This window comes from Trichocoleus sp. FACHB-46 (genome assembly GCF_014695385.1).
Lineage (GTDB): Bacteria > Cyanobacteriota > Cyanobacteriia > FACHB-46 > FACHB-46 > Trichocoleus.
This window is the reverse complement of record NZ_JACJOD010000011.1, coordinates 16,030-34,417: the sequence shown is the minus strand read 5'-3', so window position 1 is coordinate 34,417 and position 18,388 is coordinate 16,030. Positions and strand designations below refer to the sequence as shown.

The following is an 18,388-nucleotide window of genomic DNA, read 5'->3' as shown; positions in this document are numbered from 1 at the left end:
AGCATCCAGTCTGCAAAACTGTTGGGAGAGCGTCGATGGATTTGGTTGAACTTCAAGGCAAGTTAGACAATGTCTCGTTTGCCGTTTTATTTGTCACCATGCTGATCTACTGGATCGGGGCAGCGTTTCCCAAGATTCCGCTCTTGCCAGCATTAGGCACCACTGGGATGGCGATCGCTAACCTCTGCACAGCAGCCCTTCTAGCGGCTCGGTGGCTAGAAGCAGGTTATTTTCCCATCAGTAATCTCTATGAATCTTTGTTTTTCCTAGTTTGGGGTTTGACTACCATCCACCTGATCGCGGAGAACATGAGCCGTAGCCGCTGGGTGGGGACTATCACCGCTCCGGTGACGATGGGGATTACTGCTTTTGCCGCCTTGACCCTACCAGACGAAATGCAGGCTTCGGCACCCTTAGTACCCGCCCTCAAGTCTAACTGGCTGATGATGCATGTCAGTGTCATGATGCTCAGCTACGCCACTTTGATGGTGGGAGCACTGCTAGCGATCGCCTTTTTGATTGCCACAAGAGGCCAAAAAATCGAGTTACACGGCAGTTCGGTCGGCACAGGTGGCTTCCGCGAAGGAGCCTATCGCTTACGTCGGGCGGGAGAAGAAGTCAACTCAGAAGTGAGCACTGAACCCGCGTTAGCTTATGCTGCTGACAGCAACGGTAGTGGCGGCACTGCAGTCCTGAATGCGGTTGGCGCTGAAACAGCTACTAGCGAACTCCTTTCGCCTCAGCGTCTGAGCTTGGCCTCAACCTTAGACAACATCAGCTATCGGATTATTGGTCTTGGCTTCCCTCTCCTCACCATTGGTATCATTGCGGGTGCGGTGTGGGCCAACGAAGCTTGGGGTTCTTACTGGAGCTGGGATCCGAAAGAAACCTGGGCCTTAATTACCTGGCTAGTTTTCGCAGCTTATCTCCATGCGCGGATCACTAAAGGGTGGCAAGGTCGTCGTCCCGCGATTTTGGCAGCCAGTGGCTTTGTGGTCGTCTGGATCTGCTATCTAGGAGTTAACCTGCTGGGTAAAGGACTCCACAGCTACGGCTGGTTCTTCTAAACCGCAAGTTATTTTGCAGTTGCAGTCAGTTCTCAATTGAAGAGCTGGCTGCTTATTTTTTGACATGATTTAGCCGTACTAGGGTCTATGAGTGCTCCTTCTACTTGGACACCTCTACATGCCAAAGTTCATCAAACTCTGCGATCGCGGCAGTTACTACCCCGACAACGGCGGTTATTAATTGCCGTCTCTGGCGGGCAAGATTCGCTCTGCCTAGCAAAATTACTTTTAGACTTGCAGCCCAAGTGGAATTGGCAGGTCGCGATCGCGCACTGTGACCACCGCTGGCGAGCCGACTCAGAGGCGAATGCTGCTCATGTGCAACAGTTAGCGCAAAGTTGGCAAGTTGAGTTTTATCAACGTACTGCCACTCAAGCTTTACCCAGCGAAGCAGCTGCAAGAGCCTGGCGCTATCAAGCACTCACCGAAATTGCTCAGGCTCATGCCTACCAGTGCTTAGTGACAGGTCACACTGCTAGCGATCGCGCTGAAACGTTGCTCTACAACTTGATGCGGGGCAGCGGAGCCGATGGGTTGCAAGCTTTGACTTGGCAACGAGCCTTAAGCCCAGAAATTATGCTGGTGCGGCCTCTACTAAATTTGACGAGGCCAGAAACTGCTCAATTCTGCCAAGTGTTTAACTTACCCGTTTGGGAAGACTCGACCAATCAGGATTTGAAGTATGCCCGCAATCGGATTCGGCAAGAATTACTGCCTTACTTACAGCAGCACTTTAATCCGCAAGTAGAAAAAGCTTTGGCACAAGCGACCGAGTTGCTCCAGGCAGATGTGGAATATTTGGAGCAAGCTGCGATCGTGCTACGCCAGCAAGCCCAACACCCCTCTCAAAGAGGTTTGAATCGATTGGTGCTAGGGTCTGCTCCTCTCGCGCTGCAAAGACGAGTAGTTCGGCAGTTTCTCCAAGCAGCCCTGACCAAGGCGCTTAATTTTGAACAAATTGAAAAGGTGACCAACCTGATTACAGCCCCCAACCGATCGCAAACTGATCCGTTTCCGGGAGGGGCGATCGCGGTAGTAGAAGGTGAATGGATTTGGCTAAAACAGCTTTAGGTCTGTGCTAATCCATCCACCTACACTTATCTAAACGGTACAAGCTAAGGGGCTGCTAACTCTGGCGTATTCATCAAGCCGACTAGCACTTGTCGCATTTCGGCGATCGCTTGCAGTTGGTAATCACTGGCTTCTTGCACTTGGTTCAAGACACCCGCGATCGCTTCCAGCTTTTGCCGTACTCCATCTACATGGTCTTGCACGGGTTGCATCATCTCTTGATAGAGACTGACCTTACCCGACAGCTCCGCCAAATTAGCTCGCTGAGTTTGCAGGTTTTGCTCTAGCTGCTTCAGCTCGTTCTGTTTCTGGGTCTGCTCATTGGATTGATGATCGACCATGCTTTGGGCTTGTTGAATCGCCCCCCGCATTTGTTCAATCTGGTTTTCTAGCTTTTGCAGTTCTTCCGCTTGCTGCTGCTTAATGTTTTCGATCTGAATTAAGGCAGGTGCTAGGTCAATTTCACTCTCTTGTTTCACCGCTTCTGATTTGCCTTCTCGTCGCAGTAAAACAGCTTGGTGTTGCGCTAGAATTTCTTCCCGTTCCTTGAGGTTGCGTCGTTGTCCCACCAAGGTTTCGTTCAGCATTTGATAGCGGTCTTGCTCATCCGCTAGCTCGGTCTCTAGCCGGAGACGGTCATACTCGCTGGCCTGCTGAATCTGCGCTTGCACCTCTTCAATCGTTTGCTGTTGAAAACCTAACTCTTCTTCCTGGTCATTAACGAAACGGAGGATTTTTTCCCAGTCACGCTGGAGATCTTGAAGGACTCCTTGAAGCTCGCCCAGCGGCATCGTTTCTAGCGCTTCAACGTCAACTTTAGGGCTAATCTTAACTTTGTCAGAAGTTTCCGATAGCCGATACAGTTGCTGATGGAGCTCTTCCTGGTTTTGCAGTTGCAGACCTAGCGTCTGGGCATAGTCTTGCTTGAGGTTTAGAGCATTTTGCTGTGCTTTCAACTCAGCTTTGGCCTGCTCCAAAGAAGTCTGGGCTTGTTGCCACTCATTCCAGCGATTTTGTAGATCTTGGGCTTGACGATCAACCTCTTGTTGTAGCTGTTGAGCGCTGGCCCGTTGTTGTTCTAGTCGCTGCCAATGTTCGGTCAGAATGTTTTGCTGGCCATTGATGATTTCAACGGCTAAATTCAGTTGCTCACGAGCCGATTCGGTGGGAGCTACGGAGCCAGATAAGCGGTTCAATAGATCCTGAATTTTACCGGCTTGTTCATCATCTAGAACCGCCGATTGCTGAATCTCGGATTGGCGTTCCTCTAAGCGTCGCATTTCACCATGTAGGTGAGCCCAAGCTCCCTCCAGTTCCTGGTTGCGGCGCTCTAATTCTTCCCGGAGTCGGTTGGCTTCTTCTCGCGATCGCTCAATTTCTTGGCGCTGCTGCTCTAGCTGCTCAAAATCTTCTTCTATTTGCTGAAGCTGCTCCCGCCGCGCTTCCATTTCCATTTCACGGCGATTAAGCTCTTGGCTTTGATAAGTCAGAGACTGCTTCCACTGCTCAATTTCTTCTTCCTGGGTCTTAAACTTTTCTTGCAGCCGAGAGAAATTTTGCAGAATAGTCACTAGCTGGCGGGAGGCTTCCTGTAGCCGCTGCACCTGCTTATTTGCAGTCAAGTCAGCTAGTACCAAGGCTCCTGCGTTAAAGCTATTCGCCTCATCTGAAGGAATAACTTCTTCCCCAGGGACAGCAGCCCAACTCTGCTCAGAGCGCTGACAAGCCAGCAACTTTAGCTCTGCCTTACCACTACCAATGAATCCGGTCTTTTTTTGTACTTCTGCTAGATACAGCACGCCAATCGTCCTCTTCCGTGTCGATGCCCAGTTCCTTGTGTCAGATAAGCCTTCTGCCAGCAGTTTCATTCGCCCTGCTAAACCCAGTTTAAGAAGAGAACATTGGTTGAGCAATATTCTTTAACACTGGGCTTCCTGCTGGGAACGCTACTGAATCCACCTACATAAATATGAGAGGTTCATGATGAGTCTACTGCTCCTACCGTCTCTAGTTTATTGGTTTTTACCTGTTGCTCGCTGCAAGCAGTCTCTGGGGAGGGGCATATCCTCAAACACTTCTGCAACCCGAAAACGCAGCGGTCTTAGCGTCATCGTATCCTTAGACTGTTTTGCCTCTCAACTTGCTGCCACCTGAAGTCAATGTACATTGACTTTACTAAGGACTCTTACAGTGAGTAGCGCTATATAAAGCTCCATTAAAGATGAAGCAGTAGAGCTATTCACTCGAAGTAAAAGCCTAGCGCCATCATACTAACCCCTACAACCCACGTTACGGTGAGAAAAAGCTATTGGATCTGAATAATCAAATTTTTATCGTAAAAGCAACAAATTTAGAATCCACAGTTCCGATTCTGGCTTCAGGCCAAGAATTGAAGATGCCAGTAGACCTGCTGAAGTCTTAAACTAAACTGAAATATATACTTCAGTGGACTCATCCCATCCCCACAATTTAGCATCATTTTTAGTAGTGATGTCGAAGCAGTAACTTCTATGGCATTTCCAAGTACCACCAAAAAATTCTTTTGGTTTGTTGACAAGCAAATCTTTAATGTTACGAACGAGGAAAATCGCTCAATGTTTAGTTCTATCAGTAACGGGCTGCCATAAAAGAAAACTCGTAGGAGGTTGGTAAAAGTTTTAACACAAGTTTAATTTCTTACTGATCGTTATTATTTTGTGTAGGAACACCTGCGGTAAGCCATAAGTTTGAAGTGATTTGAGTCAGGGTTCCACTTGACAAGCGTCGAAGCTGTTCTTTGGAGAGCATCATAGCTGCATCATGCAAGGCAAGTTAAACGAGATAGACATCCGCAGCATTCTACAACTGATTGAGCTAGGTCAAAGAACGGGTGAGCTTTGTGTTGAAGCCTATGGTTCTCTGCCAAGCCTGCTCAGCAGTGATCGTCTCGGGCGATCGCTATCTACCCAGTCTTGGTTTGTCTTTTTTCTCAATGGCCAAATTGTCTATGCCGCAGAAGGGGATGACAGTTTACTTCGCCTGCGTGACTATCTCCGTCGCTACAAAGTAGAAGCCGCACTCGATAACGTCACCGTCCCCTCGGTTGCTGCGATCAACGCCCCTGAGTATGGCTACTTATGGGCACTGCTAGAAAATCATGTTTTAACACCTGCTCAGGGACGTAGCATCATTCAGAGCATGGTGCATGAAACACTTTTCGACTTGCTGAGTCTCCATCAAGGTTCATTTATTTTCGAAATTGGCTCCGCTTTGTCTCCTCAACTCACCACTCTGGAGATTAATCCGCTGGTGGCCAAGATCATGAAGCAAGTCCAAGAGTGGAAACAGTTTCACCCTCACATTCAATCACCTGATCAATGTCCGATCATTGCTGATGCCAAGCAGCTACAAGAGGCTTTGCCGGAAAACGCCTTCAACAGCCTGCACCGCTGGGCAGATGGCAAAACTTCAGTCCGACAGATGGCCCGTTATCTCAACCGAGATATTCTCACTGTTGCCAGAGCTATTTACCCCTACGTGCAGCAGGGGCTAGTACAACTGCTATATCCCATCTCCAAAGAAACAATTGCTAGCAAGCAGCCGTTTTCCCTACAGATGGCTCGAACTCCCAGAGTGGTTTGTATCGACGATGGGGCAAGCATTCGTAAAACTGTGGAGTACATGTTAAGTCAACATGGTTATGAAGTTACATCCATTGGGAATCCTCTTAAAGCACTGAGCTTAGTATTTCAACTCAAGCCAGATCTAATTCTTTGTGATATTGCTATGCCGGAGTTGGATGGTTACGAAATTTGTGCCATGCTACGCAAATCAACGGCTTTCCGGCAAACTCCTATTGTGATGTTGACTGGGAAAGACGGATTTATTGATCGGGTCAAGGCTCGTATGGTCGGGGCGACTGACTACCTGACCAAACCATTCGGTGAAAACGAGTTACTCATGCTAGTAGAAAAGTATGCTGGCTCAGGCGACCCCGATCGCCCCAAACCAGACAGGCTGCTTGCTGATGCGCTAGAAGATGAGTTAGAAATTGACCTTGGCGATCCAGCTTCTGCTTCCTCAGCGCCTTTTAGTTAAGCATTGAGGGTATTTTAGTGATTAATTAGTGATTATTCTAAAAATCAAGGATTAAGGTGACTAACACAAATCTAAAGATTAAGTTTAAGAGTGTACGCGGTCGATCTTTCCCGTTAACCATTGCAGTTAGCAGGTAGGGTGGTTATGAGTACAGTTCTAGTTGTGGAAGATAGTGTCACGCAACGGGAGATGATCACAGACCTTCTCAAAGGAAGTGGCCTAACTGTTACTGTAGCTAGCGATGGGGTAGAGGCGTTAGAGCGCATCCAAGCACATTGCCCTGACTTAGTGGTCTTGGATATTGTGATGCCTCGCATGAACGGGTATGAGGTTTGTCGTCGTTTGAAAGCAGATCCCAAAACCCAAAATGTGCCTGTAGTGATGTGCTCTTCCAAAGGTGAGGAGTTCGATCGCTACTGGGGCATGAAACAAGGTGCAGATGCTTATATTGCGAAGCCCTTTCAACCCACAGAGTTAGTTGGAACAGTCAAACAGCTGCTACGAGGATAGGTAGGCGTGAATGGTTGGGAACCCAGATTTTTTAACAGGTAGAGGCCAAGACCAAGCTCCAGAATTTCAGGAATTAGAAAGTCCTGAAGGTGAGTTGCACCTAAGATTCTATGTATCTTCAGGCAACGAGTTTGCTCTACCTGCTACAGGAATTCGGGAAGTTATTTCACCTTCGCCGGATCGGATCACTCCCATTCCGAACGTTTCCCCTTTGCTTTTGGGTACGCTGAATGTACGTGGGCGCGTTATTTGGGTGGCTGATTTAGGCCAATTTCTAGGCGATGCTAATCCTCTCAATACAGATAGACCAGAGATTCCTGTCATTGCAGTCGAAGATCAAGACACCATGTTAGGGTTAGCAGTTGATCGAATTGTGGGCATGGATTGGCTAGACATTGACGAGGTACAGATGCCAGCGAATGTTCCGGATAGTATGGCTCCGTTTTTGCGGGGCGAATGGATGACGGACAATAAAGACGACAAATTGCTCCGACTACTCGATCAAATTGCAATTCTTCGATCAGCGCGGTGGGCAGCATGAGTTAGCTCATGAATTAGTTAGATTTAGGGTTGAGCAAGGTGGTTCAATCACCCGCTGTAAACCAATCCATACAAGTAGGGTGAGCTTCGAGCAAATGGGATACGTGCAATGGCAGGAGGAGGCAAATGGCATCCAGCACTGAGTACGCGCAAGACTATCAACAAGCCCAGAAGGCATATTATCAGGGCAGTTATGAAGAGGCAGCGGCGATTGTCGATCGCCTGGCTCAAGACTTTCCTGATGACCCCAGTGTCCATCTTCTAAAGGGTCATATTTACTGCTACGGACTCCAGCAGTATGATGTGGCGCGCGAGCAATATCAACGGGTGCTGGGCTTGACCTCTGATCCTGAATTTATTGACTACGCGAATAGTGGATTGGCCTACACTAACGAATCTGATGCGGATGCAGGAGCCGCTTCAGCAGCTAATTTGGCTGATGGCTCTCCTAATGTTCAAGAGCTAGATAGTTTTTCAGGTGGCTCTGACTATGGAGCCGCAGAAAGCTGGAATGCCCAAGAAGAACCCGCCTTTGACTTTAACAATGCTGAGTTAGAAAGCTTCGACGATTTTGACTCTGGCTTGGGTTTGACAGAAATGCCAATGGCTTTTGATGAGCCTGTTGATACGCCTGCGACAGCAACACCGTTCTCCGATCCATTTGCTAATAGTTCTTATGCAAGTTCTGAGCCTTTAGACAATACTGCCGATCCATTTGCCTTTGACGAATATCTAGATGCTCAAGATCCAGGAACTCATCCGCAATCTCAATCTGGGACTTCCCAGGAGTTTTCGCCCTTTGGCCACGACTCTAGTTTGGGGCAGAGTGAGTTTGATGCATCGCTCGATCAGTTTGACGATGTCTTTCAACCCCTAGATTTTCCAGAAGATGATCTGAGTCCAGATGCTCAGTTGTATGCGGCTGAGGAGGAAAGCCTCCCTAGCGATCGCCCATCGGCTTTAGACTCTTTCCCTGGCGGCAACATTTCTGCCAATAGTTCATACAGCTCCAATCCTCCTTTGAGAGAAGACGAAACTCTCTTCATGGCTGATGAGGAACTAGATGACTTTAATGCTGATAATTTTGGCTACACAGACTTAGATTCAACTGGCTACAACTCCAGCAACTACGAGCAAGATGAGCAAACTTTCGTCTCATCTTCCAACTGGAACGGCTTTGACGCCCAAGACAACAACGTTAGCACCTTTGACGACGCCTTCTCAGATCCAGAATCTCCTGTGACCGGAGGCTCCTCTAGTGAAGCAGGTGGACGCCAGAGCAGCATCGACTTTCTAGATGAGTTCGATGAATTTGATGATCTAGGCAACCTACCTGACTTTGATATCTCTGAAAGCTCTGCGGGTTTCACTAGTCCTTCGGTCGGCTCAGCTGCTTTTGGAGGCATGGGTGGTACAGTTTCCGGCTTAAATAGCCGTCGCGGCCACGAGAGCGCTGCCCCAGAGGCAGGCGCAGGACTGAGCTTTTCCAATATGGGAGAAGTTGATTTCAGCGATAGCGGCGATCGCTCCATTATTCGAGACGATGAAGTATTTGGGATTGCTGGCAACTCTGAGCAAGTCCCCATCTTCACCCAAAGTGATAGCCTCAACGTAGAGCCTACCGTCACCTCCGAGCAGGGAATGTTGTCGTTCTTAGACAACGCCTCGCTTAAAACCAAGCACTTGATCACAGCGGGTGCAGTGGGAGTGATTTCGGCTTTAGCAGTGGCAACTGTTAGTTGGGTGGCAGCGCGGGGTGCCGTAGAGCAAAAGCGGCCTGAAGTCATCGCTAGCTTGCGACAAACGGGTCTAATCATGGCTGTTGTGGCTGGTGTCACTAGCGGTGGTGTCGCTTACTTTATGGGGCGCAAAACCGCCAATCAAATTCAGCGAGCAACTGATAACTTGCAAGCTCAATTTCAAGCGGTCTCTCAAGGGAATTTAGATGCTCGGGCTTCGGTCTATTCAGAAGATGAGTTTGGCCAATTAGCCGCTGGCTTTAACCAAATGGCACGGGTGATCCTCACGACTACAAGTGAGGCGCAACGGAAGGCAGAAGAGCAAGAGCAAGCCAAAGAAGACCTACAACGCCAAGTAATTCGCCTCCTAGATGACGTGGAAGGGGCGGCGCGAGGCGACTTAACAGTTCAGGCAGAAGTCACCGCTGACGTACTGGGAGCAGTGGCAGATTCGTTTAACTTAACGATTCAAAACCTGCGCGAGATTGTGCAACAGGTGAAGTTGGCTGCCCGACAAGTGAACAAAGGCGCTTCCGACAGTGAAATGTTCGCTCGCAGCTTATCGTCTGACGCTTTGCGGCAAGCAGAAGAGTTAGCGGTCACCCTCAATTCTGTCCAGGTCATGACCGATTCCATTCAACGGGTAGCTGAAAGTGCCCGCCAAGCGGAAGAGGTGGCTCGCTCAGCCTCTGCGACAGCGCTCAAAGGAGGTGAGGCTGTAGAAAGCACGGTTTCCGGTATTCTCAAGATCCGCGAAACAGTGGCAGAAACCACCCGAAAGGTAAAGCGGCTGGCCGAGTCGTCACAAGAAATCTCAAAAATTGTGGCGTTAATTTCCCAAATTGCTTCTCGTACCAACCTGCTAGCACTTAACGCTAGTATTGAGGCAGCGAGAGCAGGTGAGGCTGGACGTGGTTTCGCCATTGTGGCTGATGAAGTCCGACAGCTCGCAGACAGGGCCGCGAAAGCTTCGAAGGAAATTGAGCAGATCGTGCTGCAAATTCAGAGCGAGACAGGCTCCGTAATGACAGCAATGGAAGAAGGAACTCAACAGGTAATTGAGGGGACTCGCTTAGCAGAACAAGCGAAGCGATCGCTCGAAGACATCATTCAAGTGTCTAACCGCATTGATGCCCTTGTCCGTTCCATTACTGCCGATACGGTAGAGCAGACTGAAACTTCGAGAGCGGTCGCTCAGGTAATGCAGTCGGTTGAATTAACCGCACAAGAAACCTCTCAGGAAGCTCAAAGAGTTTCGGGTTCTCTACAAAACTTAGTAGGAGTTGCGCGCGACCTCTTAACTTCCGTAGAACGGTTCCGTGTAGAGGCTGGGGAGCGGCAGTAAAGGCAACTTTTAACGCTTGGATGTCGCGGAATAACTCGAAGTTAATTTGTTTTGATGTCGATTTTAAAAGGATCGGGTACATTAAAACAATCTTAGGTAGAAGCCCATCTGAGCGCAGGAAACAAGCTAATTGATGCTGATGGCATAGCCCTAGAGCGGCTCCCTGCCTTCAAATTCTGTCAAACACAACCCAAACGCTATAGTTTTGGGTGCTCCTTGGCCTCGGGCTACGCTTCGATAGCAAGCATTTAGAAGAAATAACGTTTTCCAAAGGAACGGGGCACTGCTATGCAGTCAGAACAACAGCAGCGGATCATGGGTTACTTCATTGAGGAGGCCAAAGACCACCTCAACACCATTGAGCAAGGTTTGCTGAATCTGCAAAGCACCATCGAAGACTCGGAAATGGTGAATGAAGTCTTCCGAGCGGCTCACTCTGTCAAAGGCGGAGCAGCCATGCTAGGAATCAATAGCATTCAGCAGGTTTCGCACCGTCTAGAGGATTGCTTCAAACTCTTAAAAGAGTGCCCCATCAAAGTTGATCAAAAATTAGAATCTTTGTTTCTTAGGGTGTTCGATACTCTGCACGAACTCCTAGAGCAACTTCAAGGACCTTTTGGTCTGACTGAAGATATTGCTAACGGTATCATGTCAGGCATTGAGCCGATCTTTACCGAGCTCACCAATCACTTGGAAGGACTGATCACTCAAGCGGGCGGTGTAATTCCAGTCGAAGAAGGGTCTAGCTTTATCCCGGTTGTGGTTGAAACAATCCCAACGCCAGTTGCAGCGGCTCCTCTGCATCAAGAAGAGAGTGCGTTGCTATTGCTTTTTCAAAGCGATGTGCCAACCCGCTTACGCGAGATGTTGCAGTTGTTCAAGCAGTCGGAAAGCTCAGAGAATCGAAAACAACTGCAAGACCTTTGCCGTAGCTTGGGTCAACTAGGTGAACCATTCGATTTGCCGAATTGGTGTAACTTGCTTGAGGTGTCTCGTCAAGCGATCGCCTGCCCTGATAATGCCTACCGAACTCTAGCTCCCATTGTCATCAAAGAAATCAAAAAAGCACAGGAGTTGGTTCTAGCTAACCAAGCAGCGACAATTTTAGCTGGGGACGCTCTGACCGTTCTAGTGCCTATTTCCGCCGCCGAAGCTGCAACAGAACCTACATTTGATGACCTTCTGGCTGGGGATCTCTTTGAACTCACTAATGAGCCGGAAGAGTCTCTGACTGAAGCCTTCGATTTATTTGAAACGGCAGAAGAGCCTACTGCTGATGACATTTTTGCTGTAGACCTCACTGAAGATAGTCCGTCAGATGGGCTTGAGGATTGGTTTAGCAGCCCTGCCCTAGAACCAGATGCAGTCACTAGCGACGCAGACCTCGGTTTAGATTTATCCTCCGACCTCAACGCAGACTTGGTTACGGCTGAGCAGGCTACAGGCGATCGCAATGGCCCTGAGGTAGGAATGGCGGAGCTAAACAGCTTGGCCGATCTGTTTGAAGGGGAAGTTCTTGATTTAGGCGTGACTTGGCAGGAAGAAGAAATTATCAGAGAGACTGCTGAGTCAGCAGATGGTTCTCTAGAAAGCGATGTCAACTCAGATGATTTCTCAGATTTACTTTTTGATGCAGAGAGTTCTGGGAATTCAAGTTCTAAGGCCAGGGGAGGAGATGACCTCGCTAGCTTGTTTGGCAGTGATGACTTGCTCAATGATGAATCTTTAGATTTCCAAGGCTTAGAAGATTTCACTGATGCCTCACTGGATTCTGCGGCAGCGATCACCTTTGAAGACCAAGCTGAAGAGCAACCTGATCTAGACTTTTTCGGAGATCTTGAATCAGACGATGCTGCTTTCAATAGTCTCGGTGTAGAAGCAGTAGAAGACTCTATAGATACCTCAGCAGACAACTTAGCCTTTGAACTATCTGAGTCAAGCTTTGAGTTATCCGAATTTGAAGTTGTTGCTGATGAGATTGTCGTTGAGGTTCCTTCTGACGAGTTGGGAGAGTTCCCTGACTTATTTACTGAGTCTGATGAAAGCGAGCTACTCTCTCTAGAAACTTCTTCTGAGGAGCTGACTAACGCGACTATTTCAGATGATTTCACTGATTTCTTCAATGAGCCCGCCCCAGAAACCTCTCTTGAGGGGCTGGGTGATAGCGAACCTGATTTCTTCAGCGCTGAGCCAACCTTTGAGCCTGATGCAGAGCTAGAGGCCGCTTTAGAGGGTTCAGAATCTATTGGACTGTTTGGTGAGGAATCTCCTAGCGATTTAGAACCAGGGATTCTAGCTGAAGATGAGGCAGATCTGACTGATTTATTTGGTGTCTCCGAGGAACCTTCCTCTCTAGATGCAGCTGACCTGTTCGTAGCCAGCGATGATCAAGACAATGTGTCAGATGACCTCTGGTCAGAGGAGACAACCGACTCAGCCGAGCCTGGGACTTCTTGGTTAGACGCTCCCATGGGCGAGGTAGATGACACTCCATTCGATCTATCACTGGCAGAGGCAGACTTAGCGGCTGAGCCAGAAAGCCTAGATTTTTCCTTGGAAACGTCAGCAGAAGCTGATTTAGATGATTTGTTCGCCACTTCCTCTAACGAGGGAGATGAACCTGATGTTGATGCGAATACACCAGTACTAGACCTGGCTTCCGAGGAGCCTGTGGCTGCGATCGCCGATCCTTGGGAGGAACAAGGACTGACAGGTGGCAATTCTGAGCCTGAAGCGAGTTGGAACTTAGACGCTTTAGATTTAAATGAGGATCTATTAACGACTCCTGAAGCAACGAGAGCTGACGGAGAAGATCCCTTTGCGATCGCTGAGCAGTTAGAAAGTCTTGATTTTGATCTAGAAACTGAGAATTCTGAAGAGGCATTCACTCTCGCTCCAGATGCTGATGAAGAGCTTCTGTTAGAAGAACTGACCGACAGTGCCGCCTCATCTGACTGGTCGTTGACTGAGGTTAGCGATCGCAATACAAGCGACGAGCTAAACCTAGCTCTTGGTGCAGATGAATCCTTAGACCTGTGGAGTTCAGAAGCTTTCGATCAGACAGACCTCCAGGAGGTGGTAGCAGACACTGATCTCAACAGTGAGCTTGACGAATCGTTACTCCTAGAAGAACCTACTGATGATGCCGAGTTTGCAGACTTATTGGCTGACTCTGAGCTGAGCGATCGCAGTGACGATCTGGGCTTTGACCTGAGCAGTGATGAAACTAACGACCTCTGGGGAGACGATTTGTCATCTGGGATTGATCTAGAGGAGCTATCACTCGCTACACCAATTGCAGCTACCGAAAGCGTTGATGATCTTGGGTTGGCAGAATCTTTTGCAGATGATGCCGAGCTAGCCGATCTCCTCACCGAATCCAGCGAATTCGGTGTCACTCCTGAAGAATTTGATTTTGAGTTAGCCAGCTCTGAAGCTACAGACCTGTGGCCTGAAGCCGTACCAGGCGAAACCGATTTGGCAGCGCTAAACCTAGAAGAAACGGCTGACTTAGGTGGCTCCGCTGACGATCCACTAGCTGACTTTTCGGTAGAAGCTAATTTTGCTGATCTCACCACTGATGCAGACGAATTAAACACCAGCGCAGACGAGCTCGACTTTGACCTCATGGGAGCTGATGAGGCTGATGAATCTTGGATGCCAGAGCCTGCCGCAAGCTTGAATGAAGTTTCTGAAACCACAGTGGCAGAACCCTCGCTTTTTGATGAGGACTTGTCACCGGAAACAGTAGAATCCAATGCTGATTTAGGTGATTTAGAAGACTTCATGAGTGAGTCTCTAGAGGCGAGAGATGCCAACTCAGACTTTGGTGGGCTGAATGATCCCTCAAATGAATTGCTACTAGATAGCTTGCCTACTGAGGAAACATCTGCCTTTGAAGACTTTAGTTTTGAGTCAGCGGTTGACACTTCAGATGAGTTGGATTTTGGCGACGAACTCACTCCAGCAGCAGATCTAGGAGACTTGTTCGATGAGCCTTCGGAACCTGAGGTAGAGGCGATCGCTCTCGACTTGGGTAGCTTTGATGATTTCTCGTTAGATAGCTTACCGACTGAAGTCCCAGAACCAACTGAAGACTTTAGTTTTGAGTCAGTGCCCGAAGCACCTGAAGACTTTAGTTTTGAGCCAGCGGCTGACACTTCAGATGAGTTGGATTTTGGCGACGAACTCACTCCAGCAGCAGATCTAGGAGACTTGTTCGATGAGCCTTCAGAACCTGAGGTAGAGGCGATCGCTCTCGACTTGGGTAGCTTTGATGATTTCTCGTTAGATAGCTTGCCGACTGAAGCCCCAGAAGCAACTGAAGACTTTAGTTTTGCGTCAGTGCCCGAAGCAACTGAAGACTTTAGTTTTGAGCCAGCGGCTGACACTTCGGATGAGTTGGATTTTGGTGACGAACTCACTCCAGCAGCAGATCTAGGAGACTTGTTTGATGAGCCTTCGGAGCCTGAGGCAGGGGTAGAGGCGATCGCTCTCGACTTGGGTAGCTTTGATGATTTCTCCTTAGATAGCTTACCGACTGAAGCCCCAGAACCGACTGAAGACTTTAGTTTTGAGTCAGTGGCAGACACTTCTGATGAGTTGAATTTTGACGACGAACTAGCTCTTAACCTAGATTCTGAAAGCAATCACACTCAACTTGATGTTTTATCCAATGTTGAGCTTGATGAATCTTCAGAGGCTGATTTCGCCTTTGACTTAGACACTCCTGAAACTAGCCTGGACGAAAGCGAGTTAGGATTCGATAGCTTACTGGATGATTCTGAGCTTGATCTAACCGAGTCTCTAGCGCCTGTAGAACCATCTCTAGGTGCTGAGAGCGAACTAGATTTTGGCGACGACTTAGCGTTAGGAGGCTTATTCGATGGCGAAGAAACCTCCGATAACCTCAGTGAAGCAAGTTTGTTTGACGAAGAAGAGTCAGATAGCCTCAGTGAAGTGGATCTGTTTGACGAACAAACATCAGATAGCCTCAGCGAAGCCAGCATTTCTGAGAACATAGATTCCGAAAGTTGGCTTGAAGGCTTTGATGCAGATGAGGCTGATGCAGCTATCACTTCTGAGGTAGGCCCTGACCTAGCCTCTGATAACAGCGATGAGTTTGGGGACTTCTTCCAAACGGAAAGCGTCGATACAGCACAGGAGGAAGCGGTCGATCTTTTTGCTGACTCCCCCACCACTGAATCAACTGATGAATTCGGCTTTGATGCGCTAGACCTCTCTGGCTTACCTGTTGCGGAAACGACTGAGCTTGGAGATGCCTTTACAGAGGTTGATGCAGAACTCGGCTTGGAAGACGATGTCACTACTAGCACTGAATCAGCACCAAACCTGACCACAGAATCAAGCTTTGACCTTGATGAGGTTGATCTCGATCTGTTTGATTTAGGAACAGATGCAGTTCCAGAAGCTGCGGACGTGACGGATATCAGCTTTGGCCTAGAGGATTCCGAAGCAGCAGATCTCAATGACTTTGATTTATTTGCTCTAGATTCAACGGATGATTTTTCCGATGGGTTAGATTTGGGTCAAGCTCAAGCTAGCGTCGATACTGCCGATGTTGGTGGCTCTGACTTAGATGACTTCCTAGCGATCGCTAGTGAGGAAGATGGCTTTGACGGTAACTTTGAGCGCAATACAGCGCCCGCTGATTCTCTCGATAACTTTGATGACCTCGAAGCTTTACTGAGTGAGGATGATTTTGCTGCGCCACCCTCCATCTCAGAGATAGGCAAAGACGACGCGGACTTTTCAGGATTGGAAGCGTTGCTGGACGAAGAATCTTTTGGTTCTGTTAATGGGCTAGGAGCGTCTGCGTTTAGTGCTACTGCCAGTGGTGCTGGAGCTTTTGACGGTGAATTCGATGATTTAGAGAAGCTTCTAGAGGATGCTGACAAAACCTTGGGTGGTCCTCCAACCGTTAAAACGAGCCGCGGTGCTGCTCCTCAGGCTAACCGTCGGCCAGGGCGTCGAGGTGGAGCAGGTTTTGCTGAGCAAACGATGCGGGTTCCGGTTAAGCACTTAGATAACCTCAGCAACTTGGTTGGGGAACTAGTGGTCAATCGGAATAGCTTGGAGCAAGACCAAGAACGGTTGCGGCAGTTCCTGGATAATTTGCTTTATCAAGTGCAGCAACTCAGCGATGTTGGGCAGCGGATGCGTGACCTGTACGAGCGATCGCTGCTGGAAAGCTCACTCTTAGCCAGCCGCCAAAGTCATCATGCCCCGGTACATGGTACCAATGGTGATGCCCAGAACAGCCACTCCACAGGAGCCAGCTTCGATGCCCTAGAGATGGACCGCTTTACTGGGTTCCATACCTTGTCTCAAGAGATGATCGAGTTGATTGTCCGAGTTCGAGAGTCTGCTTCTGACATCGAATTCATCGTGGATGAAACCGATCAGGTCACTCGGATGTTCCGGCAGGTGACGACTCAACTACAAGAAGGTCTGACTCGCTCCCGAATGGTTCCCTTCGCCCAAATTGCCGATCGCTTGCCGCGAGCAGTGCGAGATATTGCCCTCAAGTGTGGCAAGCAGGCTGAGCTGCATGTCGAAGGTCGAGAAACCTTAATCGACAAGATGATTTTGGAGCAGCTTTATGACCCCATGACTCACTTGGTCAATAACGCGATCGCCCACGGGATTGAAACGCCAGATGTACGGCAAGCGGCAGGCAAGCCACCTATCGGTCGCATTACGATCCGGGCCTTCCACCAGGGGAACCAAACAGTGATTTCTGTCTCGGATGATGGGGCAGGAGTTGATCCAGATCGAGTGAAAACAAAGGCGATCGAGAAACGTCTGGTTACGCCCGCAGAGGCCAGGACTCTCTCGCGCTTGGACGTTTATGACTTACTATTCCATCCCGGTTTCACGACCAAGGATCAAGTCACTGACTACGCAGGCCGTGGAGTCGGCATGGACGTCGTCCGCACTAGCTTAGGTGAGATTCGTGGTGCCATCACTACTGACTCTGCCGTCGCGAAGGGAACGACGTTTACTATTCGCCTTCCCCTTACCCTGAGCATTTCCAAAGCTCTCTGCTGCATCAGTAATCGGGCTCGCATTGCCTTTCCGATGGATGGGGTAGAAGACATGCTAGATGTGCCCAAGGAGCGGATTCAAGCTAATCCTGATGGACAACCCTGTATTCTATGGCGCGATTTGCTGCTGCCCTTCCGACCGTTATCTGACATTCTCAAATACAACCGTTATCTCGGTCGTGGTAGCGTCTACGGCGGTAACCAAGAAGATGACATCGTCTCCATTGTGGTGCTTCGTAGTGCTGGCAACTTCATTGCTTTGCAGGTCGATCAGGTCTTGGGCGAGCAAGAAATTGTAATTAAGCAACTTGAAGGCCCTGTCCCTAAACCAATTGGGGTTGCTGGTGCGACAGTTCTAGGGGATGGTCGGATTATGCCGATCGCGGACGTTTTAGAGCTGATCGACCTGTCTATGGGTCGGATTCGCCGAGAAGCTAGCACGACGCTATGGGATCAAAACGCTGAACCTCCTGTAGCGGAAGCCGTTGCCAAAACTGACCCGACGGTTCTGATTGTGGATGACTCGATTACAGTGCGTGAGCTGTTGTCCATGACGTTCAACAAAGTGGGTTACCGAGTTGAACAAGCGCGTGATGGTCAAGAAGCTTGGGAAAAACTGCGCTCTGGCTTGCCCTGCGATATGGTGTTCTGCGACATTGAAATGCCTAGAATGGACGGCCTAGAGCTGCTATCTCGCATTCAGAAGGATTCCACCCTCAACCACATCCCGATCGCGATGCTCACCTCACGGGGTGCTGATCGCCATAGACAGATGGCTGTCCAGCTCGGTGCCAAGGGCTACTTCACCAAACCTTACTTAGAAGAAGCTTTACTAGATGCCGCTCAACGCATGCTAAAAGGTGAAGTTTTGATTGCAGGCAGTGGGAGCCATGCATAAGTTCTAGCTCACTTACTAAGGCTTAGGAGCGATCGCGCCATTTCAAGGAGGGAATCACGCTTTTGACGGGTTCC

8 protein-coding genes are annotated in these 18,388 nt (G+C 49.1%); 7 read left to right on the top strand and 1 reads right to left on the bottom strand.

All coding sequences use genetic code 11. The features are described from left to right. The first annotated feature begins 35 nt into the window (after positions 1-35). The gene (gene ccsB / locus H6F72_RS06760; RefSeq protein WP_190433067.1) at positions 36-1,067 is read left to right on the top strand and encodes a c-type cytochrome biogenesis protein CcsB; all 1,032 of its coding nucleotides are present in this window, start codon (positions 36-38) and stop codon (positions 1,065-1,067) included. A gap of 87 nt (positions 1,068-1,154) precedes the next feature. Further along, a complete protein-coding gene (gene tilS, locus H6F72_RS06755; RefSeq protein ID WP_190433065.1) occupies positions 1,155-2,138 on the top strand; it encodes a tRNA lysidine(34) synthetase TilS in 984 nt (327 codons plus the stop codon). Between the two features lie 44 nt (positions 2,139-2,182). On the opposite strand, the gene hmpF is transcribed toward tilS, so the two are convergent. Continuing rightward, positions 2,183-4,006, bottom strand: coding sequence for a pilus motility taxis protein HmpF (hmpF, locus tag H6F72_RS06750; protein ID WP_242016825.1), 1,824 nt, complete (start codon positions 4,004-4,006; stop codon positions 2,183-2,185). 931 nt (positions 4,007-4,937) lie between these two features. On the opposite strand from hmpF, the gene H6F72_RS06745 reads away from it, so the two are divergent. The 5 genes from H6F72_RS06745 (at position 4,938) to H6F72_RS06725 (ending at position 18,314) form a co-directional block, all read left to right on the top strand. Next, positions 4,938-6,215: a response regulator gene (locus tag H6F72_RS06745; RefSeq protein ID WP_190433057.1), complete on the top strand. Its 1,278-nt coding sequence runs from the start codon at positions 4,938-4,940 to the stop codon at positions 6,213-6,215. Between the two features lie 144 nt (positions 6,216-6,359). Beyond that, positions 6,360-6,725, top strand: a complete 366-nt coding sequence (locus H6F72_RS06740; RefSeq protein WP_190433054.1) for a response regulator transcription factor — start codon at positions 6,360-6,362, stop codon at positions 6,723-6,725. Between the two features lie 10 nt (positions 6,726-6,735). Next, positions 6,736-7,266, top strand: coding sequence for a chemotaxis protein CheW (locus tag H6F72_RS06735; RefSeq protein WP_190433052.1), 531 nt, complete (start codon positions 6,736-6,738; stop codon positions 7,264-7,266). 125 nt (positions 7,267-7,391) lie between these two features. Then, entirely contained in the window at positions 7,392-10,349 is a 2,958-nt protein-coding gene (locus tag H6F72_RS06730; protein ID WP_190433050.1) for a methyl-accepting chemotaxis protein, read from the top strand. A gap of 288 nt (positions 10,350-10,637) precedes the next feature. Next, positions 10,638-18,314 (top strand): response regulator, encoded by a 7,677-nt coding sequence (locus H6F72_RS06725; RefSeq protein ID WP_190433048.1) that lies wholly within the window; start codon positions 10,638-10,640, stop codon positions 18,312-18,314. The last annotated feature ends 74 nt before the right edge of the window (positions 18,315-18,388 follow it).